The sequence below is a fragment of the Streptomyces sp. NPDC050416 genome, from assembly GCF_044458845.1.
Taxonomy (GTDB): domain Bacteria; phylum Actinomycetota; class Actinomycetes; order Streptomycetales; family Streptomycetaceae; genus Streptomyces.
The window spans coordinates 183,219-203,780 of sequence record NZ_JBITII010000007.1 but is presented as its reverse complement, the minus strand read 5'-3'; the positions used below and the strand labels follow the sequence as shown (position 1 = coordinate 203,780).

22 protein-coding genes and 1 tRNA gene are annotated in these 20,562 nt (G+C 71.0%); 14 read left to right on the top strand and 9 right to left on the bottom strand.

Going from position 1 to position 20,562, the window contains the following annotated elements; all coding sequences use genetic code 11:
- Positions 1 to 14 precede the first annotated feature (14 nt).
- Positions 15 to 1,169, top strand: coding sequence for a YihY/virulence factor BrkB family protein (locus ACIBL4_RS23075; RefSeq protein WP_399412953.1), 1,155 nt, complete (start codon positions 15 to 17; stop codon positions 1,167 to 1,169).
- Between the two features lie 73 nt (positions 1,170 to 1,242).
- Here the strand turns inward: ACIBL4_RS23075 and ACIBL4_RS23070 are convergent, their stop codons facing one another.
- On the bottom strand, positions 1,243 to 2,088 hold the full coding sequence (locus ACIBL4_RS23070; protein ID WP_399412951.1) for an NmrA family transcriptional regulator: 846 nt from the start codon (positions 2,086 to 2,088) through the stop codon (positions 1,243 to 1,245).
- A gap of 81 nt (positions 2,089 to 2,169) precedes the next feature.
- On the opposite strand from ACIBL4_RS23070, the gene ACIBL4_RS23065 reads away from it, so the two are divergent.
- Both ACIBL4_RS23065 and ACIBL4_RS23060 read left to right on the top strand, forming a co-directional pair.
- Positions 2,170 to 3,141, top strand: a complete 972-nt coding sequence (locus tag ACIBL4_RS23065; protein ID WP_399412949.1) for an AraC family transcriptional regulator — start codon at positions 2,170 to 2,172, stop codon at positions 3,139 to 3,141.
- A 98-nt stretch (positions 3,142 to 3,239) separates the two neighbouring features.
- Positions 3,240 to 3,929, top strand: coding sequence for a DUF6597 domain-containing transcriptional factor (locus ACIBL4_RS23060; RefSeq protein WP_399412947.1), 690 nt, complete (start codon positions 3,240 to 3,242; stop codon positions 3,927 to 3,929).
- On the opposite strand, the gene ACIBL4_RS23055 is transcribed toward ACIBL4_RS23060, so the two are convergent.
- Positions 3,909 to 4,313, bottom strand: coding sequence for a VOC family protein (locus ACIBL4_RS23055; protein ID WP_399412945.1), 405 nt, complete (start codon positions 4,311 to 4,313; stop codon positions 3,909 to 3,911). The genes ACIBL4_RS23060 and ACIBL4_RS23055 overlap by 21 nt on opposite strands.
- Positions 4,314 to 4,427: 114 nt before the next feature.
- Here ACIBL4_RS23055 and ACIBL4_RS23050 point away from each other — a divergent pair, with 114 nt between their 5' ends.
- The 8 genes from ACIBL4_RS23050 to ACIBL4_RS23015 all read left to right on the top strand — a co-directional run bounded on the left by ACIBL4_RS23050 (position 4,428) and on the right by ACIBL4_RS23015 (position 8,673).
- Positions 4,428 to 4,835 carry an SRPBCC family protein gene (locus ACIBL4_RS23050; RefSeq protein WP_399412943.1) on the top strand — a complete coding sequence of 136 codons (408 nt, stop codon included), beginning with the start codon at positions 4,428 to 4,430 and terminating at the stop codon, positions 4,833 to 4,835.
- A 503-nt stretch (positions 4,836 to 5,338) separates the two neighbouring features.
- Positions 5,339 to 5,863 (top strand): hypothetical protein, encoded by a 525-nt coding sequence (locus tag ACIBL4_RS23045; protein ID WP_399412941.1) that lies wholly within the window; start codon positions 5,339 to 5,341, stop codon positions 5,861 to 5,863.
- Positions 5,864 to 5,902: 39 nt separating this feature from the next.
- Entirely contained in the window at positions 5,903 to 6,457 is a 555-nt protein-coding gene (locus ACIBL4_RS23040; protein WP_399412939.1) for a MauE/DoxX family redox-associated membrane protein, read from the top strand.
- Positions 6,454 to 6,990 carry a hypothetical protein gene (locus ACIBL4_RS23035; RefSeq protein ID WP_399412937.1) on the top strand — a complete coding sequence of 179 codons (537 nt, stop codon included), beginning with the start codon at positions 6,454 to 6,456 and terminating at the stop codon, positions 6,988 to 6,990. Before ACIBL4_RS23040 ends, ACIBL4_RS23035 begins: the two co-directional genes overlap by 4 nt.
- A complete protein-coding gene (locus ACIBL4_RS23030; protein WP_399412935.1) occupies positions 6,987 to 7,301 on the top strand; it encodes a hypothetical protein in 315 nt (104 codons plus the stop codon). Before ACIBL4_RS23035 ends, ACIBL4_RS23030 begins: the two co-directional genes overlap by 4 nt.
- Positions 7,302 to 7,383: 82 nt before the next feature.
- Positions 7,384 to 7,959, top strand: coding sequence for a hypothetical protein (locus ACIBL4_RS23025; protein ID WP_399412933.1), 576 nt, complete (start codon positions 7,384 to 7,386; stop codon positions 7,957 to 7,959).
- Between the two features lies 1 nt (position 7,960).
- Positions 7,961 to 8,392, top strand: a complete 432-nt coding sequence (locus ACIBL4_RS23020; protein WP_399412931.1) for a hypothetical protein — start codon at positions 7,961 to 7,963, stop codon at positions 8,390 to 8,392.
- A complete protein-coding gene (locus ACIBL4_RS23015) occupies positions 8,389 to 8,673 on the top strand; it encodes a hypothetical protein (RefSeq protein ID WP_399412929.1) in 285 nt (94 codons plus the stop codon). Before ACIBL4_RS23020 ends, ACIBL4_RS23015 begins: the two co-directional genes overlap by 4 nt.
- A gap of 80 nt (positions 8,674 to 8,753) precedes the next feature.
- On the opposite strand, the gene ACIBL4_RS23010 is transcribed toward ACIBL4_RS23015, so the two are convergent.
- Positions 8,754 to 8,846: transfer RNA gene (locus tag ACIBL4_RS23010), tRNA-Sec, on the bottom strand.
- Positions 8,847 to 8,922: 76 nt separating this feature from the next.
- Here ACIBL4_RS23010 and selD point away from each other — a divergent pair.
- From selD to selB, 3 genes are read left to right on the top strand one after another with little or no spacing between them, the layout of a single operon-like run.
- On the top strand, positions 8,923 to 9,966 hold the full coding sequence (gene selD / locus ACIBL4_RS23005) for a selenide, water dikinase SelD (protein ID WP_399412927.1): 1,044 nt from the start codon (positions 8,923 to 8,925) through the stop codon (positions 9,964 to 9,966).
- The gene (gene selA / locus ACIBL4_RS23000) at positions 9,963 to 11,363 is read left to right on the top strand and encodes an L-seryl-tRNA(Sec) selenium transferase (protein ID WP_399412925.1); all 1,401 of its coding nucleotides are present in this window, start codon (positions 9,963 to 9,965) and stop codon (positions 11,361 to 11,363) included. Before selD ends, selA begins: the two co-directional genes overlap by 4 nt.
- Positions 11,354 to 13,126, top strand: coding sequence for a selenocysteine-specific translation elongation factor (gene selB / locus ACIBL4_RS22995; protein ID WP_399412923.1), 1,773 nt, complete (start codon positions 11,354 to 11,356; stop codon positions 13,124 to 13,126). Before selA ends, selB begins: the two co-directional genes overlap by 10 nt.
- 36 nt (positions 13,127 to 13,162) lie before the next feature.
- On the opposite strand, the gene ACIBL4_RS22990 is transcribed toward selB, so the two are convergent.
- From ACIBL4_RS22990 to ACIBL4_RS22965, 6 genes are all read right to left on the bottom strand, one after another.
- A complete protein-coding gene (locus ACIBL4_RS22990) occupies positions 13,163 to 14,020 on the bottom strand; it encodes a DUF5954 family protein (protein ID WP_399412921.1) in 858 nt (285 codons plus the stop codon).
- A gap of 254 nt (positions 14,021 to 14,274) precedes the next feature.
- Positions 14,275 to 15,318, bottom strand: coding sequence for a LacI family DNA-binding transcriptional regulator (locus tag ACIBL4_RS22985; protein WP_399412919.1), 1,044 nt, complete (start codon positions 15,316 to 15,318; stop codon positions 14,275 to 14,277).
- 185 nt (positions 15,319 to 15,503) lie between these two features.
- Complete coding sequence (locus ACIBL4_RS22980) at positions 15,504 to 17,105, bottom strand: glycoside hydrolase family 43 protein (RefSeq protein WP_399412917.1); 1,602 nt, start codon at positions 17,103 to 17,105, stop codon at positions 15,504 to 15,506.
- Between the two features lie 255 nt (positions 17,106 to 17,360).
- Positions 17,361 to 18,275 carry a carbohydrate ABC transporter permease gene (locus ACIBL4_RS22975; RefSeq protein WP_399412915.1) on the bottom strand — a complete coding sequence of 305 codons (915 nt, stop codon included), beginning with the start codon at positions 18,273 to 18,275 and terminating at the stop codon, positions 17,361 to 17,363.
- Positions 18,275 to 19,159 carry a carbohydrate ABC transporter permease gene (locus ACIBL4_RS22970; RefSeq protein WP_399412913.1) on the bottom strand — a complete coding sequence of 295 codons (885 nt, stop codon included), beginning with the start codon at positions 19,157 to 19,159 and terminating at the stop codon, positions 18,275 to 18,277. The genes ACIBL4_RS22975 and ACIBL4_RS22970 overlap by 1 nt, the downstream gene beginning before the upstream one ends.
- An 8-nt stretch (positions 19,160 to 19,167) precedes the next feature.
- Positions 19,168 to 20,505: an ABC transporter substrate-binding protein gene (locus tag ACIBL4_RS22965; RefSeq protein WP_399412910.1), complete on the bottom strand. Its 1,338-nt coding sequence runs from the start codon at positions 20,503 to 20,505 to the stop codon at positions 19,168 to 19,170.
- Positions 20,506 to 20,562: the final 57 nt, after the last annotated feature.

Below are 20,562 nucleotides of genomic sequence, written 5' to 3'. Positions count from 1 at the left end.
GATACCGTTAGGGGGTGCAGCCAGCAAGTGAAACCCCCGACACACACTCCGGGCGCCTCCACCGGGCGCGTGCGCTCTACCGGAACGTCTCCAAGCGCAGGACCGCCTGGCTGTTGCTCAAGGACACCGTCAACTCCTGCATCGAGTACCGCATCCTGGGCCTGGCGGCGGAGGCCGCGTTCTTCACGCTGCTGTCGGTGCCGCCCCTGCTGCTGAGCATGATCGGACTGCTCGGCTACGTCGACGCCTGGACCGGCGCCGACACCATCGCGAGCCTCGAGACGAACATCCTGGAGGCCGCCCGCACGGTGCTGTCCGACCGGGGCGTGCGGCAGATCGCCGAGCCGATCCTGCACGACGTGATGAAGGGCGGCCGGCCCGACGTCATCTCCATCGGCTTCCTGTTCGCCCTGTGGTCCGGCTCCCGCGCCGTGAACGTCTTCATAGACACGATCACCGTCATGTACGGCCTCGACGGCGTCCGCGGCATCGTGAAGACCCGCCTGATGGCCTTCGCGCTGTTCATCGTCGCCCTGCTGATCGGCTCCGTCGCGCTGCCGCTGATGGTGGCCGGGCCGGACGCGGTGGTACGGATCGTGCCGTGGTCGACGACGGTCGTGCAGATCCTCTACTGGCCGGTCGTCATCCTGCTGTCCATCGCCTTCCTGACCACGCTCTACCACGTGTCCGTCCCCGTCCGCTCCCCGTGGATCGAGGACGTGCCCGGCGCGCTCGTCGCCCTCGGCATGTGGGTCCTCGGCAGCTTCCTGCTGCGGATCTACCTCACCAGCACGGTCGAGGGCCCGACGATCTACGGCTCCCTGGCCGCGCCCGTCGCCGTGCTGCTGTGGATCGGTGTGGCCGCGTTCGCCGTGCTCGTCGGGGCCGCGGTCAACGCCGCCATCGACCGGGTCTGGCCGGCCGCCGCGACGGCAGCGGCCCGCGAGGCCAACGAACGCCTGCGGCAGGCGCAGGTCGCCGAGTACGTCGCCCGCGCCGCCGCCGCGGGCGAGTCCGACCCGGACATGCCCTCCGAGTTCCCCGAACGCTGGTCCCGCTTCCTCCCCCCGGAGGACGTCACGGCCCGCCTGCGCACCCATGTGAAGAGCACCCACACGAAGGCCCCCGACCAGTCCGACGGGGAGCCACCACCGCCCGTGAACAAGTAACGGGCCCGCACACCACGGCAGCGCTGCCTGTGCCGCTCCGGCCGTGGTCCGGCCACGACGCGCACCGCTGTCGTCAGCCCTGCCACGTTCCCGTCGTCGTCTCCTCCCGTACGAAGTCCGTGAAGTCCCTGGGCGCGCGGCCCAGAACCTCCTGTACGCCGTGTGAGACGTGGGCGTTGCGGCCGTCGAGGAGGGTGTCGAAGATTTCGGTCAGGTCTGTGACCTCCTGCGGGGGCAGGCCGAACTCGGCAAGCCTCTTGCCGTAGTCCTGTGTCGACACGGCCCGGTAGGTGAGCGGCCGCCCCGTCGCCCGGGCGATTTCCGCGACCGCCTCGCCGAAGGTGAGCAGGCGTGGCCCGGACAGGGTGAGCGTCCGGTCCACGTACCGGTCGCCGGACGTCAGCGCGGTCACCGTGACGTCCGCGATGTCCCGCACGTCGAGGAACGGCTCGCGCACGTCGCCGGCCGGGAACACCAGCTCCCCGCGCTCCCGCAGCTCCGCCACCAGCGGCCCCTCGCTGAAGTTCTGCGCGAACCACGCGGCCCGCAGGACCGTCCAGTCCGCCCCCGACGCGTGCAGCGCCTCCTCGGTGGGCAGGGCCTGATCCTCGCCGCGCCCGGACAGCAGCACCAGCCGCCGCACCCCGAGCCCGACCGCCTCCCGCGCGAGGTCCCCGACCGCCTCGGCGGCGCCCGGCGCGCCGACGTCCGAGGGGTACACGAGGTAGGCCGCGTCGGCGCCGCGCAGGGCGTCCGCCCAGGTCGAGCGGTCCCACCAGTCGAAACCGGTCGCCCGCGACGCCGCCCGTACCGTGAGCCCGGCGGCCCGCGCCGCCCGGGTCACGCGGCTCCCCGTACGGCCCGAGGCACCCGTCACCACAACCGTCATGTCCTGCGAGTCCCGTGTCGTGTTCGTCATGCCGTCGAGTCAACTGCCGTACACCGCACGGAACCATCGCTGAACGGCTCATTCCCATACGACCGCGTCTACGCTGACCCCATGGACGCGCCCTCACGCTCGAACACGCTCACGCGGGGGGATCCCCTTGCAGGGTTGCTGGAGGGCCCGCGTGCCAGGGGCGCGTTCATGATCAGGGCGTGCTTCGACCCGCCGTGGGCGGTACGCGTGGAGGACCGGGCGCCGCTCACCGTGATGCTCGTCGCGCGCGGCGAGGCCTGGGTAATGCCCGACCGGGGCGAACCGACCCGGCTGCGGGCCGGGGACCTGGCCATCGCCCGCGGCCCGGACCCCTACACCTGCGCAGACGCCCCCGGCACGGCACCGCAGGCGCTGATCCTGCCCGGCCAGGAGTGCCGCCACCCCGACGGACGCCCCCTCAACGGCTCCATGGACCTGGGCGTGCGCACCTGGGGCGACCGGCTCGACGGTGCCACGGTGCTGCTGATCGGCACCTACCCGATGCAGGGCGAGATCAGCGGGCGGCTGCTGGACGCGCTGCCGCCGCTGCTCGCCCTCACGTCCGACGTGTGGGACTGCCCGCTCACGCCGTACGTCTCCGAGGAGATCGTGCGGGACGAGCCCGGCCAGGAGGTGGTCCTGGACCGGCTGCTGGACCTGATGGTCATCGCCGCGCTGCGCGCCTGGTTCGCCCGCCCGGAGGCGGAGGCGCCCGCCTGGTACCGCGCCCTCGCCGACCCGGTCGTCGGCGGTGTCCTGCGCCTGCTCCAGGACGATCCCGCCCATCCGTGGACCGTCGCCGCGCTCGCCGCCAAGGTGGGTGTGTCCCGCGCCGCACTCGCCCGCCGCTTCACCGCCCTGGTCGGCGAGCCTCCGATGACGTACCTCACCGGCTGGCGCCTCGCCCTCGCCGCCGACCGCCTGCGCCACTCCGAGGACACGCTCGACGCGGTGGCCCGCCGGGTGGGGTACGGCAGCGCGTTCGCCTTGTCGACGGCGTTCAAGCGGGAGTACGGGATGAGCCCGGCGGAGTACCGGGGGCGGGTGCAGTAGGGGCGGGGGAGCGCTGCGGTGTCCCGGTCAGCGGCGGGGGCAAGCCCGGGCCGGGACGCTCGCGGCAGCCTCGGCGCCCGCGGCGTAGCCTGGCTCACGTGTACGTGGAGCGGGCGTCACGGCTGGCGGGAGCGGTCGTGTGGAGCAACGCCCCGGAGCGGGGCGGGGCGGCGCGTGTGCTGCCCGACGGGTGCATGGATCTGCTGTGGCACCAGGGGCGGCTGCTGGTCGCCGGGCCCGATACCCACGCCCATGTCACGGACGGCGAGAACGGCGCCTGGGCCGGCGTCCGCTTCTACCCGGGCACGGCCCCGGCCCTGCTCGGCGTACCGGCGCACGAGCTGCGCGACCGCCGCGTCGAGCTCGCGGATCTGTGGCCGGCCGCGGAGGTACGGCGACTGGAGGCACGGGTGAACGCCGCCCCCGACCCGGTGAGCGGCCTGGAGGACCTCGCCCTGCGGCAGGCGGCAGGTGCCGATCCGCCGGATCCGCTGCTGCGGCAGGTCGTGACCGCCCTGGGCGCGGGCCGCCCGGTCGCCGCGACCGCCGACGAACTCGGCGTCGGAGCACGCCAGTTGCACCGCCGTTCGCTGACCGCGTTCGGCTACGGACCCAAGACACTGGCCCGGATCCTGCGGCTGCGCCGCGCCCTCGCGCTGGCCCGGGACGGTGTCCCCTTCGCGGACACGGCCGCCCGGGCCGGTTACGCCGACCAGGCCCATCTGGCCCGGGACGTCAGGGAGCTGGCGGGCCTGCCGCTGGGTGAGCTACTCGCCGGCCGCGGCTAGCGGAGCGAACAGGTCGACCCCGTTGCCGTCCGGGTCGAGCACGACGGCGTACCGCTGCCCCCAGAAGGCGTCCCAGGGCTTCAGTTCACCGTGGCACCCGGCGCCCACCAACTCCGCGTACAGCGCGTCCACTTCCTCCGGCCCGTCGCAGCGCAGGGCCAGCGAGGCCCGGCTGCCGTCCGCCGGCGGCCGCCACTCGGGCAGGAAGGAGCGGACCGTCTCCTCGGTGTCGAACATCAGCCGCAGCCCGCCGGGCAGTTCGGCCTCGGCGTGCGGCTGGTTCTCGGCGCCCTCGGGGAAGGCGAACCCGAGCCGGCGGTAGAAGGCGACGGAGGCGGCCATGTCGGAGACGACCAGGCCGATGGCATCGAATCGAGCAGTCATGGGCCCACCGTAGGCAGGCCCGCGACGCCCGGTCTTGAAGGAATCGGACACCGGTCGCGGGGGTGTCCGATCCGTTCAAGACAGCCCTTCGGGCAGGCCCGTAACGTCGCCGCCATGACGACCACGACACGGCAGTCCCGGCACCTCGGCATCTCCATCGACCGACCCGCACAGGAGGTCTACGACTACGTCTCGGATCCCGTCAACGTCCCCGGCTGGGCTCCCGGACTGGCCCGTTCCATCGAGCTGGTGGACGGCCGGTGGGTGGGGGAGTCACCCATGGGGCGGGTCGTGGTGGACTTCACGCCCAGGAACGACTTCGGCGTGCTCGACCACGACGTCACCCTGCCCTCGGGGGAGACCGTCCACAACCCGATGCGGGTGCTCGCCGACGGCCCCGGCTGCGAGGTGGTGTTCACCCTGCGCCGGCAGCCCTGGATGAGCGACGAGGAGTTCCACCGCGACGCGGAGGCGGTGACCGCCGACCTCACCGCCCTCAAGCGGCTGATGGAACGCACCTAGTCTTCCAACAGGTCTCCCATGTCTTCTTGCCCGGATACGGAAAGCGATTACTTCCGTAGGCTGAGTTCCGGCCACTCGAAAACCGCCCGTGCGACGACGAAGCCGAGCTTGCCGAGCCGTCCCCGTCACTGCGCCGTTGACAAGCGGAACCCGAGACGGGAGCGGCGGTGTGGCGCCGTGCGCTCCTGCTGGTGATCCGGTGAGCACCGGTGGTGAACTGCCCCGTTCGACATGCTGTACCGGTCGCCCGGCCTCTCGTGCCCTGAGCCGCCCATGCTTCCGGAAGGCGCCCGCGACCGGGTAGTCCGTGCACATGAGGAGTCTGTGGGCCTGGCCTGATAGCAGGTTCCGCGTCCTTCGCAACCCGTGGAACAGTGACCACTCGTCAATCGTCGTTCCACTCGACTCGCCGGGCTTCGCCAGGTGAGCTGCGGCAATGCATCGGAGCCGGGATGCCTGTACACCTGAGTCGACTGATCGCGCGGCACCCGGACGGCTCCGCCGTGCCCGGGACGCTCATTGCTCTGGTGACTGCCGCGGTGCTCACGGTAAGCGGTTGCAGCGGGGCCGAGAACAACCCGGACAAGGCGAAGGCGACGAAATCCACTCGCACCGTCGCCGGGTCGAACACGGCAGGGAGTTGCCGCCCCGCGGTGAAACAGGGCTCCCTTCCCTCGTGGGCGCGCAAGGGATTCCCGCGCGACGTAGCTCAGCGACACATCATCGGCGACAAGGGCGAAATCGCCGCGGTGCTCTTCGGATACCCGTACCACGCGCCGGCAGCCAAGGGCCGGGACAACAAGATCCTCTGGGTGGCGAAGGACGCCGAGGGTGCCGCCGACATGGGGCCTGACGACCGGTTGACCATCAAGGCCAGCCTCGCCGGCACGAACGAAGTGGTCACTCGCTCGGTCACCGGGGGGCCCGGCCCTTCCCTCATCGACATGCCGAAGCCGGGATGCTGGAAGTTCTCCCTCTCCTGGGCCGGACATTCCGACAACCTCGACGTCGAGTACCTCGCCGGCTGACATCGGGCCGTAGCGCGTACGGCAATCAACGGGGGACACATGACATTCACTGACGCCTTACTGGTGTGTGCCGACGCGGTCGTCGTCGCACTGCTCGTGAGGGGCGGCGCGGCCAAGATGGTCGCGCCGGCGCTCGGGGCGGCGGCCGCAGGGGAGCTTCGTCCCGGCAGGGGATCCGTGCCCGCGGCTGTCATCCGTGCCCTGGCCATCGTGGAGATCACGGTGGCCGTGGCCATGGCGCTCCCCTCCTTTCGGGGGCCGGCTCATGTGCCGCTGGCGGCGCTCGGGCTCCTGTTCGCCGGTGCCGGCATCCTCGGACTGCTGCGGGGCAGCACCGAGCCGTGCGGCTGCTTCGGTGCCGACAGCACCCGCCCGCTCGGTGTCAGCAACGTTCTGATGGGAGTCGCCATCCTGGCCGACGCGGTGTCCGCGCTGTGGGTGCACGGCGTGGGCACGTCCGGGACGGACTCCGCGTCCGCCGGTGTCGCGGGGCTGGGGGCGATCATGACAGGAGGCTGGCTGCTCCACTCGCATCGCAAGCACGCATACACGGTGGTCGGAAATCTACTCAAACAGCCGGAGTCCGCCGCATGACCGTCCTGCTCTCAGTGGCACTGCTCGTTCTGACCGTAGCCGTCGCACTGCTCTTCGCGATGATGGGGGAACTCTCCTCACGCGTGCCCGACCCGGGTGAAGAGCAGTCCGTCGTCCCGTTGCGGGACGTGACCCTGGGTGTCGCGCCGGCCGACTGGCCGGACGCGCTGCGTGCGCACATGTACCGGGGCCGCAGGGTCCTGCTGGTCCTCAGCCCGGTGTGCGCCACGTGCAGCAAGGTGGGTGAGGAACTCTCCCATCTGGCGACGGAGGAACTCGGCGACCAGTACACGCTGATCGTCTCCTCCGGCAGCGCCGAGGCGGGCGCGGAGTTCGTCTCTCGCCACGCGCTGCAGAAGATCCCCCACCACGTCGACGAGGGCGGTACCTGGACCGTCGGAAGTCTGGGTGTCAACAGCAGCCCCGCCGCCTTGGTGTTCGAGGAAGGAGTGCTGACCGACGCCTACACCTTCGGAACGTTCCGTGCGATCCAGCAGAAGGTCCAGACCGTGATGACAGGAGGACTCAGATGAAGTTCCGCAGAAGGGCCGCGTCAGCGGAAGGCACCGAGCCCAAGAAGGGCATGGGGCGCCGTCGGCTCCTCGGCCGCGTCGGCGCCACCGGCCTCGCGGCCTCGGCGGGTGTCTTCGCCGGCGCGCAGGAAGCCGCGGCCGCGCCCGCGTGCTGCAACCTGGCCAACTATCCCGAGAACACCACGTACAGCTACTGCAAGGCGCACGCGGCCTACATCTGGTACTGCGAAACCTCCACCGGCTTTCTCCGCTGCGCCTGCTGCGAAACGGCAGGCAACAGGCTGTCCGCGGCCCAGTGCCTGCACAGCTGACGGGGACTGCGCGATGGTGACATGGATGGTGATCGCCGGTGTCGCGGCGGTCCTTCAGGTCTTCAGCCCTTGAGGCCAGTCCATGGCCGGGGTCGCCGGTCCCATGCTGCGCCGCAACAAACCGCAGGGAACCAGGTTCCTGACGGGGCTTCTCGTCGGAGGATCCGTCGCCTCACTGCTCCTCGCAGCGGTCCTCTTCGGACTCGGCACACTGCTGGAGTGGTGGCTGCCGCCACATGTCCGGCTGGTGGCGGTCGCGGTGACGCTGGTGGTGCTTGGCCTGGCCGACATCGCCAACCGCACACCGCACACCTGGCGCCAAGTACCACAGGCGTACGTCCGCAGCATCCCCCCTGGGAGGCTGGGCCTCGTCTGGGGGTTCGACCTGTCCTTGCTGTTCACGACGCAGAAGAGCACCTCGTTGACCTGGGCGGCTCTCGCCGGAACGGGGCTGCTGGTCCCGTCCGCCGCAGGGTATGCCCTGGTTGGCATGACCGTGGTCGGTGTGCTGACGATCGCGGTGCGGAGCGTCTACTACAGCGTCAAAGGAATGCCCGACCAGGGCGACAGAACTCGGCCCTGGTTCACCTTGATCCGAAGGACCTGCGGTGTCGCGTTGCTGGCGGTCGCCGCGGTCGTCACCCTGGGGAACTGGTGAGATGACCGGACATCGGCGCGTCAGTGATCCGCGGGGGCAGGTGGTCCTCACCCGTTTCGAGTGCCGCGGCCTGCTCTCCCTGCTGCTCATCCTCGCCCTGCACCACAGGGTCAAGCGGGAGGTGCGCAGGGTGGCTGACGGCTACCTCGGTCACACCACGCTCGTCCAGTGGCGCAGCCGGACCCTCCTGAGCTTCTCGCTCTGGGACCGGCTGGACAGTGTCTACGCCATGGGCGAGTCCCAGCGTCACATCACGGCGTCGCGCCTACCGGCCCGTCTGCGGGCCACCACGTCCTGTGGGATCTACGCCTACAGCGGCGAGTGGAAGCAGGTCATGTTCGGTACGCCGCCGACCGCCGCACAGGAACCGCTGTTCGCCGCGGATTCCGCCCTTCACGCAGACCTTCACACAGACAGGAGGAACCACTCATGATCACTCGTACTCCGACGGACCGGGGCGTCGCCTTCATCAAGAACAATCCTGACGGCACCTCGAACGTCTACGTGGCTGCCGACGTCGCTGCCGACGGCAGCCCTCAGGACGTCATCTCGATGCACCTGAACCGCCCGGGAGTCGACGTCGACGAAGCGATACGTCTGGTGTCCGTCGGCTCCATGCGGCGTACGGCCGGACAGGTACGCGTCACGTCGGGACCCGAGGACGTGGTCCTCGTCAAGCCGGGCCGCTCCGGTATGGGACCGCTGCTCGGCTGAGCAATGGCTCAAGACCGGTGCCGGGCCGAGAGGAGCGGCCCGGCACCGGTCTCCGGAGCGGCGAAAGCCGCTCCGCCCGGCGGAGGCGGACGGGAATCGAACCCGCCGGGCGAGGATGCCTCGCCCCACCCGCTTTGAAGGCGGGGAGGCCCACCAGGAACCCTGACGCCTCCGGGCGCCACCGTAGCCGACCCGTCCCTCGCACGGCAGCCGAACCGATCACGGAAGCGCCTTTCGACAGTGGGAAGCATGAACACCGACACCCAGCCCCAGCGGACCCGTTCCGCCCCACGGACACCCGACGTACGGCTGACGCAATACGCCCGCGGCGGAGGTTGTGCCTGCAAGATCGACCCAGGCCGACTCGAATCCATGGTGGCTCAGCTGCCCGATCCTTCAGGAGACTTCGGCCAGGGGGAACTGATCGTCGGACTGGACGGCGGCGACGACGCGGCCGTCGTACGTCTGCGGGGCACGCAGGCGACCATTCTCACCACCGACTTCTTCACACCGGTCGTCGACGACGCCTACGACTGGGGCCGCATCGCGGCCGCCAACGCCCTCTCCGACGTCTACGCCATGGGTGGCACACCTCTCGTCGCCGTGAACCTGCTGGCCTGGCCGACCGACGTCCTGCCCATGGAACTCGCCGGGGAGGTGCTGCGTGGCGGGCTCGACGTCACCCGCGTCGCCAACTGCCATCTGGCGGGCGGGCACAGCATCGACGACGCCGATCCCAAGTACGGCCTGGCGGTGACCGGGATCGCCGACGCGGACCGACTCCTGCGCAACGACGCCGGCCGGCCCGGTCTGCCCCTGTCACTGACCAAGCCGCTGGGGACCGGCGTCCTCAACACACGCCACAAACGCACCGGGGAGAACTTCCCGCAAGCTGTCGCAGCCATGACCACGCTGAACCGGGACGCCTCATCTGCGGCGCTGTCCGCGGGCGCCGTCTGCGCGACCGACGTCACCGGCTTCGGACTGCTGGGACACCTCCACAAGTTGGCGCGCGCGAGCGGCGTCACAGCCAGGGTGGACCCGGCCGCCGTTCCCTATCTCGACGGTGCCCGCGAGGCGGTTCGGGACGGATTCGTCAGTGGCGGGAGCAGGCGCAATCTCGCCTGGATCGACCCTCACACACGGTGGGGCGCGGCCGTCGACGAGGAGGAGCGTCTGCTGCTCGCCGACGCCCAGACGTCCGGCGGACTGCTGATCGTCGGCGAGATACCCGGGGCCCCGGTCATCGGCGAACTGGTGCCCGCCCAGGACCACACCCTCGTCGTCGGATGATGACGGCGAAGCGCGCCGAGGACGATCCGCGCCGACGCGTCCCGGGCACCGACTCCGTGCTGGCCGACCTCCGTCTCGCCGACGCGGCCCGCCGGCTCGGGCATGCCGTCGTCAAGGAAGCCGTCCATGAGGCGCAGCGGCGGGCGCGCGGCGGAGAGATACCACCCGAAGCCGTGGCCGACCTGGCCTCGGCGTTGTTGCCCCGGACCGCCACCACACTGCGTCCGGTCCTCAACGCGACGGGCGTCGTCCTGCACACCAACCTCGGTCGCGCCCCCCTGTCCGCAGCCGCTGTCGAGGCCGTACAGGCGGCCAGCGGCTATGTGGACGTGGAGTTCGACACAGCGAGCGGGAGCAGAGCCCGCCGGGGGCGGGGCACCCTGGCGGCACTGCGCGCGGTCGTACCCAGGGCCGAAGAAGCCCATGTCGTCAACAACGGCGCCGCTGCCCTGGTCCTCGCCGCCACGGTCCTCGCCGCGGGACGGGAGATCGTCGTCAGCCGAGGGGAACTCATCGAGATCGGAGACGGCTTCCGCCTGCCCGACCTCTTGGTCAGCACCGGCGCCCGCCTGCGTGAGGTCGGGACGACCAATCGCACACATCTCGACGACTATCGCCGTGCGATCGGCCCCGGCACGGGCTTCCTCCTGAAGATCCACCCGTCCAACTTCCGCGTCGAGGGCTTCACCAGCGCCGTCTCCGTCGCCGACCTGGCCACGCTCGGCCCACCGGTGGTCGCCGACATCGGTTCCGGCCTGCTCACCGGCGACCCGGTGCTCCCGGAGGAGCCCGATGCCGACGACTGGCTCGCACAGGGAGCGGACCTGGTCACCGCCAGTGGCGACAAGCTTCTGGGCGGTCCGCAGGCGGGCCTGCTGCTCGGCACCCGCGAGGTCGTCGACGCCCTGCGCGCCCACCCTCTCGCCCGGGCCCTGCGCGTGGACAAGCTGACCCTCGCCGCCCTGGAGGCGACCCTCATCGGGCCCAGGCCACCCGCCTTCGCATTCCTGCACGCGGACCCCGAGGCGCTGCGCGCCCGCGCCGAGAAAATGGCCCGCCGACTCACCGGCCGGCATATCCCCGCTGGTGCGGTACCGAGTGACGGCATCGTCGGTGGCGGTGGAGCCCCGGGCGTCCGGCTGCCCGGCTGGGCGGTCCGTCTGCCCTCCGGTTACACACGGGCGCTACGCGCGGGTGAGCCGTGCGTAGTGGGGCGGGACGAACGCGGGCATTGCCTTCTGGACCTGCGGTGCGTTCCGGCGGAACGCGACGACGAGCTGGCGGAGGCCGTCCTGCGCGCCTCCACGGTTGCGGGGGCGGAGCAGGCAGGTGGGAGGAGCGCGGGAGGGAAGCGGGGCGCGGGCTCCCCGGGACGAGGGCAGAGCGCATGCGAGTGATAGCCACCGCCGGTCATGTGGACCATGGCAAGACCGCGCTGCTCAGGGCTCTGACGGGGATGGAGACCGACCGGCTGCCCGAGGAGAGGCGCCGCGGCATGACCATCGAGCTCGGATACGCGTGGACCACCCTCCCGGGCGGCGAGACGGCGGCCTTCGTCGACGTTCCCGGGCATGAGCGGTTCCTCACCACCATGCTGGCCGGCGTGGGACCCGCGCCTGCGGCTCTGCTGGCGGTGGCGGCCGACGGGGGATGGGCGAGGCAGACCGAGGAGCATCTCGCCGCACTCGATGCCCTCGGCGTGCGGTATGGCGTTCTCGCCGTGACCCGCGCCGATCTCGCCGACCCCGCGCCGACTGTCGCGGCGGCTCGTGAGCGCCTGGCCGGCTCGTCGTTGGCGGCCGTGGAGATCGTGGAAACCAGTGCGGTCACCGGACAGGGCATGGAACGCCTGCGGGAAACCCTCGCGAAGCTGGTCGCCCGGATGCCCGTGCCGGATTCAGGGCGGCCCGCCCGGTTGTGGGTCGACCGGGTCTTCACCGTGCAGGGTGCGGGCACCGTGGTCACCGGGACGCTCGGCAGTGGGAGCATCGCCGTCGGCGACGAGCTGCGGATCGCCTCGACCGGCCGCACCGTCCGCGTCCGCTCGATGGAAAGCCTCAAGACGACGGTGAGCGGCGCGGCCGCGGTCTCCCGCGTCGCTCTCAACCTGCGCGGCAGCGCCTCCTCCTCGGTAAGGCGGGGGCAGGCGTTGATCAGCTCCGAAGGATGGACGGTCACCGGCGAACTGGACGTCCGCCTGACGCGGGTGGTGGAGCGACTGCCCAACGAACTCGTGTTCCATCTCGGCTCGGCCGCGATACCCGTGCGGCTCAGGCCTCTGGGCTCGGACACCGCACGTCTGCGACTCGCCGGCCCGGTCGCGGTGCACCAGGGCGAACGCGGTGTGATCCGCGCGCCGGGGAACCGGAAGATCATTGTCGGCGCGGTCGTCCTCGATGTCCTGCCGCCGCCGCTCAACCGGCGTGGGGCGGCAGCGGCGCGCAGCGCGGCACTCGCCGACGTGCCCGACCTTCCCGAACCGGCCCTGGAAGTCGCCCGTCTGGGCGCTGTCACCCGAAGCAGGTTGCTGGCGACGGGGGTCCTGCCCACAGGCAGCGAACCGGCCTTGGACGCCGTCACCGTCGGAGACTGGCTGGTTCATCCGAGACAGTGGGACACGTGGAAGACGCGGCTGCGCCGGGTCACCGACCAGTGGGCGAGCGAACACCCGCTGACGCCCGGGATGTCCCGCGAGACGGCCATGCGGGAACTGGCGCTGCCCGACCCCGGTCTGCTCGACGCTCTGGTCGGCGAGGCCGGTCTGGTCCACGACGCGACCGGAGTGCACCGTGCGGGTGCGAGGCCCGCGTTGCCGGAAGCCGTCGAACGCGCGATGCGATCCATTCGCGATCGCCTGACCGAGGCACCCTTCGGCGCTCCCTCGGTGGACGAACTGCTGTCGCTGGGGCTGACGGAACGGCATCTCGCCGCGGCCGCCCGCAACGGCCTGCTGCTGCGCCTGCCGGGGAGCGTCGTACTGCTGCCCGACGCACCGCAGGTGGCCCGGCAGCGTCTGTCGGCCCTCCCCGAGCCGTTCACACTCAGCCAGGCCCGACAGGCACTGGGAACCACCCGCCGCGTCGCGGTGCCACTGCTGGAACTGATGGACCGGACGGGGCTCACCAAGCGCATCGACGCGACACACAGGCGATGCACGTGAGCTCGCCCCTCGCCACCGTTCCCCGCGCTCACCACGTCACATCGCCCTCGCCACGTCTGAGAACTCCGCAGTGCGGAACACGCGGTCGTCCAAGCGGACTCGCCGGCGCGGTCGAGTGCCTTGTACTCCTCGGCGGCGCGCGCGTACCGGGCCATCTCTGCGTCGTCGTACTGGTACAGCATGGCCCACAGCTCGCACATGCCGCTGCAGAGCGGGCGTCGTGCGGCGTGGCCATGAGCGCGCCGCAGGGCTGCCAGCCGTAGCGGCCGCGCTCGACCACGCCGAAACCGGTGGGCGCAGCACGGGGTCCGGGTGCGTGGCCACCGCCTTTCTCGGAGTCCGCGCGGACGTCGGAGGGGAATCGGGCACCCGAGTACGCGAACTCGCGCGGCCCAGCCGCAGCGCCCGCCGCCAGGAGGTCCGGGCGGACCGGGTCGAGCACGAAGCCGACGTCCGGGGACGTGGTGTCCTTGGCCTGCCTGTCCACGACTGCCGTGCCGGCTCCGGGTCGGTGGGGCGCGGCGGCTCCAGTCCGTCGTCGTTGCAGCGGGCGAACTCGTCACCGCGCACCACGCGGTAGCCGAACGAACCAACAAAGGCTGTGTCGGGAACGCAAGACGGTGGTCCCCGGCCCACGCGGGTCCCGGACGTCCCACCCTCCGGCGGGACGCCGCCGGGTGACGGCGGTTCGGAAAGGATGACCGCATGAGCATGCGCATTCGGGCCATGGCGTTGGTGACGGCCGTACTGCTGGGGGCCGGGGCCACCGGAATCGCCCTGGCGCCGGCCGCAGGCGCCGCGCCCGGTAACGCGTCCGGAAGCGGCCGCCAGCGTGTCATGGTCGTCCCCCCACTGCCCGCCGCCGCCCCGGGCAACGGCCCTTCCCCACCGCATCGTTCGACGCCGACCGGTTCCGGCCAGTTCCCCACCACGACGGGCGCGCGGCGCGCGCAAGGGGTGCGCGGCTGCGGGTCGGGCGACCGCCACGGGCGTGCATCGCGCCGGGGCGGCGTGCCGCGAGGGCCGCGGGCGACGACCGGGCGCAGGCAGCTCAGCGTTGGCGCGGGACGCACGCCAGACAGCGCAGGCGCGTGATGCACGCCTGCGGCTCGCCGGATCCCTGCCCGGGCGGCCGCTGCGCGCCGCGGCTACCCGCGCGGCGCCGCCGTGCTCGCCCGTTCCACCAGCCGCGTCGACAGCTCCGTCCGCGTGCTCTCCGGGTGGTGGCCGTCCATCAGGCGCAGCAGCGAGCGCAGGGCCGTCGCGGCCATCTCCGACAGCGGCTGGCGGACCGTGGTCAGCGCGGGGGAGGCCCAGCGCGCCTCGGGCAGGTCGTCGAAGCCCACCACACTGACGTCGTCAGGGACGCTCAACCCCCGTTCGGCCAGGGCCTGGTAGACCCCCAGCGCCATCCGGTCCGAGCAGACGAAGACCGCCGTCGGCGGCTCGGGCAGGTCGAGCAGTTCCCGCATGCGGCGGCGGGCCTGGCTCTCGTCGAAGCCCGCGTGCCGGACGTATTCGGCGCGGTGCCGGAGCCCGGCCGACGCGAGCGCCGAGCGGTAACCGGCGACCCGGGCGCTGCTGCACATCGTGCGCCGGTGACCGGCGATGACGGCGATGCGCTCGTGGCCCAGGGACAGCAGATGCTCCGTGGCCGTCAGACCGCCCTGCCAGTTCGCCGCGCCCACCGACGCCACGCCCTCCGGCGGTTCCTGGACCGGGTCGATCATCACGAACGGGATGCGGTGCTGCTCCAGCCAGGCGTACTGGGAATCGCTCAGCTCGGCCAGGTTGAACAGGACACCGGAGGAGCCCCGGGCGACCAGCTTGTCCAGCCAGCCACGCTCCGGGCGCCCGGCCCGGGTGCGGGTGAGGGCCGCCGACACCACGACCTCCAGGCCCGCGTCGTGCGCCGCCTCCTCCACCCCGTGCAGCACCGCGCCCGACCAGGAACTGTCCAGCGAGTGCACGACCAGGTCCACCAGCCGTGGCGCCTTCGACGCGTCGAACCGGGGTCTGCGCACATAGCCGAGCCGGTCGAGCGCCTCGGTGACGCGGCGGCGCGTCTCGGGCGCCACGTCCTCCCGGCCGTTGACCACCTTGGACGCGGTCGGCACCGACACCCCCGCCTCGCGCGCCACGACCGCCAGCGTCGGACCTGCCGCCACGCTCGCACTCGCCGTACGGACCATCGGGAACCCACCTCTCCGGCCCGCCCGAGGGCCGTGGAAAGTTTCGACCAGCGCTGCTCACCGCGGTCCGGAGTCCGAGCCGACAGAAAGCGCTTCCTACTCTAGGTGCGGCGCAGGACGGCGGGAAGACAAGTGAATTCACGGGTTCTCGGCGGTCAAAACTTTCGAAACCCCGAACAAGGCCCTCAGCCCGGTGTGCAGGTCAGCCGGAACCCCCCGAAGTCCGCCGTGAACGCCGCGTCGACGAGGTCCCGGGCGTGGATGCCCGCCATCGCACCGGTGAAGCGCAGCCGGGACCCGTGGTCGTCGGAGAGCCGGCTGAAGTCCAGGGCCGGACCGATCGCCGTCCCCACCCCGTCCAGGACGTACCAGAAACGTGCCTCGGCTCCCTCGATCGTCACTCCCAGCGTCACGGGCGCCGCCACCGGCACCTCCACGATCGCGGCCTGCCGGGTGCCCTCCTCGTCGCGCTCGACGAGACTGAGCACCGTACGGCCCCCCGCGCCGGGCGTGCCCCGCCACTGCTGTCCGCCCTGCGGCTCACCCTCGGGCTCCGCCCAGGTCAGGTCCAGGCTGAGATACGCCTCGGGGTTGTACCAGAGCACCAGTCCGGCGGCCTGGGTGAACGTGGTCGGTCGCGCCTCGACGGTGACCTCGGCCTGAGCGCGGTGCTCGGTGATGCGCTGGGCCAGCAGGCTGCTCGCCCAGCGGGACTCCGGCCCGTGCCGGCCGCGCAGCCGGATCCAGCCGGGCCGGGCCGTCGTGTCGGCCCAGGACGCGTCCGGCGGCTCGCGCAGGGAACTCCACGGCCAGGACAGGTCCTCGGGCGGGGCGGCGGGAGGCAGCGGATGGGGCCGCGTCGGCACGTCGACGTCCACCGCCGGGTGCCAACCGCCCTGCCGCAGCCGGGGCCAGCCGTCCGCGTCCCAGGTCACCGCCTGGATCGCGGTCTCCCGGCCGAGCGGGCAGCGGCGGCCCCGCGGCGTGTGCAGCGGGCGGGCCGTCAGATGACCGAGCAGCCACTGCCCGTCCGGCGTCTCGACCAGCTCCCCGTGCCCGGCCTTCTGCAACGGCCCGTCCGGGTCGTCCCGCGTGGTCAGCAGCGGCCGTTCGTCGAGTTCGTACGGCCCGGTCAGCTCCCGGCTGCGGGCGACCCGCACCCCGTGCTCCCAGCCCGTGCCGCCCTCCGCGAGCACCAGGTGGTACCAGCCCGCGTGCCGCAGCAGTTTCGGCCCCTCGATCAGCCGGTCCTGCTGGAGCAGCAGACGCGTCGGCCCGACGGGCGCCAGGGTGTCCCGGTCCAGCTCCGTGACGACGATCCCGGCGAACCTCCGGCCGCCCGGCCGGTGGTCGTTCTGGAGGTTCAGCAGCCACAGCCTGCCGTCCTCGTGGAACAGGGCCGGGTCGAAACCGTGGCTCGCGACCCGGCGCGGCGCGCTCCACTCACCGCTCACCTCGGTGGCCGTCGACACGTACGTGTCCAGGTCGAAGTACGGCGTGCCGACCGAGCGGACGACGGTGTACGTCACCCAGAACCGCTCCCCGTCCCAGCTCAGCGACGGCGCCCAGATGCCCCCGGAGTCGGGCACCCCGGCCAGCGAACCGCCGGGGGCGGCGCCTCGGACGTGCCCCGCGTACTCCCAGTGGGCCAGGTCGCGGGAGCGGTGGACCGGGATCGTGGGGAACCACTCGAAGGAGCTGGTCGCCACGTAGTACCAGTCGCCGACCCGGATCAGGGACGGGTCGGGGGCGAAGCCGCGGAGGACGGGGTTGTGCAGAACGGTCACGTGAGGGCTCCGGGAGGGGTGGGCGCCCGGGGGCCGCAGGGAGTCAGGGTCACCTGCGGCCCCCGGAGTCAGTCGGCGGCGAGGGAGATCACTTGAGGGCACCGGTGACGTAAGGGCACCGGTGACATGACGGCACCGGCCATCTCAGCGCGCCGGTCACTGGACGGCGCCGGCCATCTGAGCTCGCCAGTCACAGGAGGGCGCCGGTCGCTGTGCGCGCCGGTCACAGGAGGGCCCGATCAGTTGAGGGCCCGATCACTTGAGGGCGCCGAGCGTCACGCCCGATCGCCAGTAGCGGCGCATCGCGACCATCATGATCGCCATCGGCACGATGGACAGCAGCGCGCCGGTCAGCACGAGCCCCGTCAGGTCGATGCCGGACTCCAGCCGCGTGCCGGTCCAGTTGTACAGGCCCAGGTTGAGCGTCCAGTTCTCCTTGCCGCGCAGCACGGTCAGCGGCAGGAAGAACGCGTTCCAGGTGTTGACGAAGGCCAGCAGGAACACCGTTGCGCCGCCCGTCGTCATCATCCGCAGCACGATGCTGAAGAAGATCCGCAGCTCGCCGGCGCCGTCGATCCGGGCCGCCTCCAGCAGCTCGTAGGGGACCGTGGCCTCGGTGTACACCTTGGCCAGATACACGCTGAACGGGTTGATCAGGCAGGGGATCAGCATCGCCCACGGGGTGTCCACCATGCCGAGCGCCGAGAACAGCAGATACAGCGGGAGCGTGAGCAGGGCGATCGGGATCAGGAACGAGCCCACGACACACGCGAAGATCGCGTTGCGGCCGGGGAAGTCGAAGCGCGCCAGTCCGTAACCGCATGCGAGCGCGATCAGCGTGCCGCCGAGCGAGCCGACCCCGGCGTACAGGAACGAGTTGGCCGTCCACCGCAGGAAGATGCCGTCCTGGTAGGTGAACACCTGGTGCAGGTTGTCCCACAGATGCCAGCCGGAGAACCACAGGCCGTTGCTCTGGTACAGCGCCGTGCGGTCCTTGGTCGCGGCGACGATCAGCCACCACACCGGGAACAGGCTGTAGACGCTGGCCAGGATCAGCCCGACCAGCACGAAGCGCTGGCCACCCCGCCCGCGGGAGGCCGCGTCCGGGCGGGCGAGGCGCCGGACGCTGCGGACGGGGGGCCGCTCGGTGGTGTGCTCGGTCAGCACCATCAGTCGGCCTCCTTCGAGGTGAGCCGGTAGAAGAGGAAGGAGGCGACGCCCAGGATCAGGGCGAGCAGCACGGACAGGGCGGCGGCGTAGTTGTAGTTGCCCGCGTTGAACGCCTGGTTGTAGATGATCATGATCGGGGTGAAGCTGTCGCTGACCGTCTGCGGGGTGATGTTCCGGAACAGCGCCGGCTCGTTGAAGATCTGGAGCATTTGGATGATCGACAGCAGACCCGTCAGCACCAGCGCCCCGCGCACGTAAGGGATCTTGATGCTGCGTGCGATCCGCAGCTCGGAGGCGCCGTCGAGCCGGGCCGCCTCGAACAGCTCGCGGGGGACGCCCTGGAGCGCCGAGTAGATGATCACCATGTTGTAGCCGATGCCGTGCCAGGTCAGCAGGTTGCCGATGGACGGCCACACCATCGACGGCGCGAAGAAGTTCCAGTCGAAGCCGAGGGCCTTGCCGATCGGGGTCAGCGGGCCGACGTCCGGGCTGTAGAGGTTGACCCACACGATCGCCGCGACCACGCCCGGGATCATGTACGGCACCAGCAGCAGGATCCGGAACCGGCTCGCCACCCTGGAGGTGACCGCGTCCAGGAACAGCGCCAGCAGCAGGCTGATCAGCAGCATGAACGGGATCTGCACACAGGCGAAGAGCACCACCCGCAGGATGGAGTTCATGAACGCCGGGTCCGTCAGCCCCTGGCTGTAGTTGTCGAGCCCGACGAACTCCGTGGTGGCGCCGCCGAGGCCCAGCCCGGACTGCTTCTCCGTGAACAGCGACTCGTAGACGGCGTAGCCGATCGGGAGGAGATACAGGAAGACGAAGCCGAGCTGGAAAGGCACCGTGAACGCGGCACCTTTCCAGCGCATGGAGCGAATCATCGAATGCCTCAGCCCTTGACGCTGATACCGCGGGACTTCAGGTCCTTGACCGTCCACTTCTGCATGTGCGCGAGCAGGTCGGTGACCGTCTGCTCCTTGTTGACGACCTTGGCCCAGCCCGCCTGCAGCTCGGTGAACATCGCCGTCCAGTTGGGCCCGAAGGTCCAGTCGGTGGTGACGGTGCCCAGGCTGTCCGTCACGACCTTCTGCGCCGGCTCGTAGTTCTTGCCGAGCAGCTTCTGCGAGATCGACTCACCGACGTAGGACTTGCTGTCGGCCAGTGCCGGCATCACGCCGTTGCCCGTCTCCGGGCTCGCCATCGTCTTGACCGCGTCCTGGTTCGTCGACATCCACAGCGCGGCCCGCGCCGCCTGCTCCTGGTTCTTGCACTGCTTGGTCACCAGGGTCACACTGCCGGTCAGGTTGGTACCGGCCGGCGTCTTGGGCGCCTCGCCCTTGTACGTCGGCCACGGGGCCAGGGCCCAGTCGCCGAAGGACTTGGTGAAGTTCTGCACCATGCCGGCCATCTGCCAGGTGGAGATCTGCCGGGTCGCGGTGGCACCGGTGTCGTAGCTGCGCTGCACGGCCGCGTAGTCGGCGAAGGACAGCTTGGCGTTCAGGTCGTTGTCGATGATCTCCTGGATCACCTTCGCGGCCTTGAGGGTGCCCTCGTCCTGGAAGTTCACCTTCCAGGCGTCGCCGTCGATCGCGTACCAGTGCGCACCGGCCTGCATCGCGAGCACCTCCAGGGTGCTCGGGTCCTCACCGGCGTAGTTGGTGATCTTGATGTTGTGCTTCTTCAGCTCCTTGCCCGCGGCGATGAAGTCGTCCCAGGTCGCCGGGGGCTTCAGGCCGTACTTCCTGAAGATGTCCGTGCGGTAGATCGTGAACTGGGGCGCCGAGCTGGTCGGCACGCCGTAGAGCTTGCCCTGCACCTGCGCGCTCGCCCAGGCGCCGGTGTTGAACTTGTCCTTCTCGCCCTCGACGTAACGCGTGATGTCGGCGAGCGCACCCTGCGAGACCCAGCTGGTCACGTACTCGGCGGTGTTCTGCACCAGACAGGGGGCGTTGCCGGCCTTCACCGCGTTGGTCAGCTGCTTCTGCATGGTGAGCTGGTCGGTGACCTTGGTGTACTTCAGCTGGATGTCCTTGTGCGAGGCGTTGAACGCCTTGACGACCGCCTCCTGGCCGTTGGCCCAGCCCCAGAAGGGGAGGGTGACCGGGCCGGACTTCGACGCGGCGTCGTCACCCGAGCCGGATCCGCCGCAGGCGGAGAGGAGACCTGTCAGCGCGATACCCGCGACAGCGGCGGAGGCGAACCTTCTCCGGGGGCTGGTGAAGTTCATCTGACCGTGATCCTTCGGAATAGGCGTTCTCAGAACGAGAGGACGGCAGCGGCTCGG

Coding starts and splice junctions, on each gene's coding strand:
- ACIBL4_RS23070 (WP_399412951.1), bottom strand. CDS start 2,088: ATGACGAACACGACACGGGACTCGCAGGACATGACGGTTGTGGTGACG.
- ACIBL4_RS23065 (WP_399412949.1), top strand. CDS start 2,170: ATGGACGCGCCCTCACGCTCGAACACGCTCACGCGGGGGGATCCCCTT.
- ACIBL4_RS23055 (WP_399412945.1), bottom strand. CDS start 4,313: ATGACTGCTCGATTCGATGCCATCGGCCTGGTCGTCTCCGACATGGCC.
- ACIBL4_RS23050 (WP_399412943.1), top strand. CDS start 4,428: ATGACGACCACGACACGGCAGTCCCGGCACCTCGGCATCTCCATCGAC.
- ACIBL4_RS23040 (WP_399412939.1), top strand. CDS start 5,903: ATGACATTCACTGACGCCTTACTGGTGTGTGCCGACGCGGTCGTCGTC.
- ACIBL4_RS23035 (WP_399412937.1), top strand. CDS start 6,454: ATGACCGTCCTGCTCTCAGTGGCACTGCTCGTTCTGACCGTAGCCGTC.
- ACIBL4_RS23030 (WP_399412935.1), top strand. CDS start 6,987: ATGAAGTTCCGCAGAAGGGCCGCGTCAGCGGAAGGCACCGAGCCCAAG.
- ACIBL4_RS23025 (WP_399412933.1), top strand. CDS start 7,384: ATGGCCGGGGTCGCCGGTCCCATGCTGCGCCGCAACAAACCGCAGGGA.
- ACIBL4_RS23020 (WP_399412931.1), top strand. CDS start 7,961: ATGACCGGACATCGGCGCGTCAGTGATCCGCGGGGGCAGGTGGTCCTC.
- ACIBL4_RS23015 (WP_399412929.1), top strand. CDS start 8,389: ATGATCACTCGTACTCCGACGGACCGGGGCGTCGCCTTCATCAAGAAC.
- selD (WP_399412927.1), top strand. CDS start 8,923: ATGAACACCGACACCCAGCCCCAGCGGACCCGTTCCGCCCCACGGACA.
- selA (WP_399412925.1), top strand. CDS start 9,963: ATGATGACGGCGAAGCGCGCCGAGGACGATCCGCGCCGACGCGTCCCG.
- selB (WP_399412923.1), top strand. CDS start 11,354: ATGCGAGTGATAGCCACCGCCGGTCATGTGGACCATGGCAAGACCGCG.
- ACIBL4_RS22990 (WP_399412921.1), bottom strand. CDS start 14,020: ATGCGGTGGGGAAGGGCCGTTGCCCGGGGCGGCGGCGGGCAGTGGGGG.
- ACIBL4_RS22985 (WP_399412919.1), bottom strand. CDS start 15,318: ATGGTCCGTACGGCGAGTGCGAGCGTGGCGGCAGGTCCGACGCTGGCG.
- ACIBL4_RS22975 (WP_399412915.1), bottom strand. CDS start 18,275: ATGGTGCTGACCGAGCACACCACCGAGCGGCCCCCCGTCCGCAGCGTC.
- ACIBL4_RS22970 (WP_399412913.1), bottom strand. CDS start 19,159: ATGATTCGCTCCATGCGCTGGAAAGGTGCCGCGTTCACGGTGCCTTTC.
- ACIBL4_RS22965 (WP_399412910.1), bottom strand. CDS start 20,505: ATGAACTTCACCAGCCCCCGGAGAAGGTTCGCCTCCGCCGCTGTCGCG.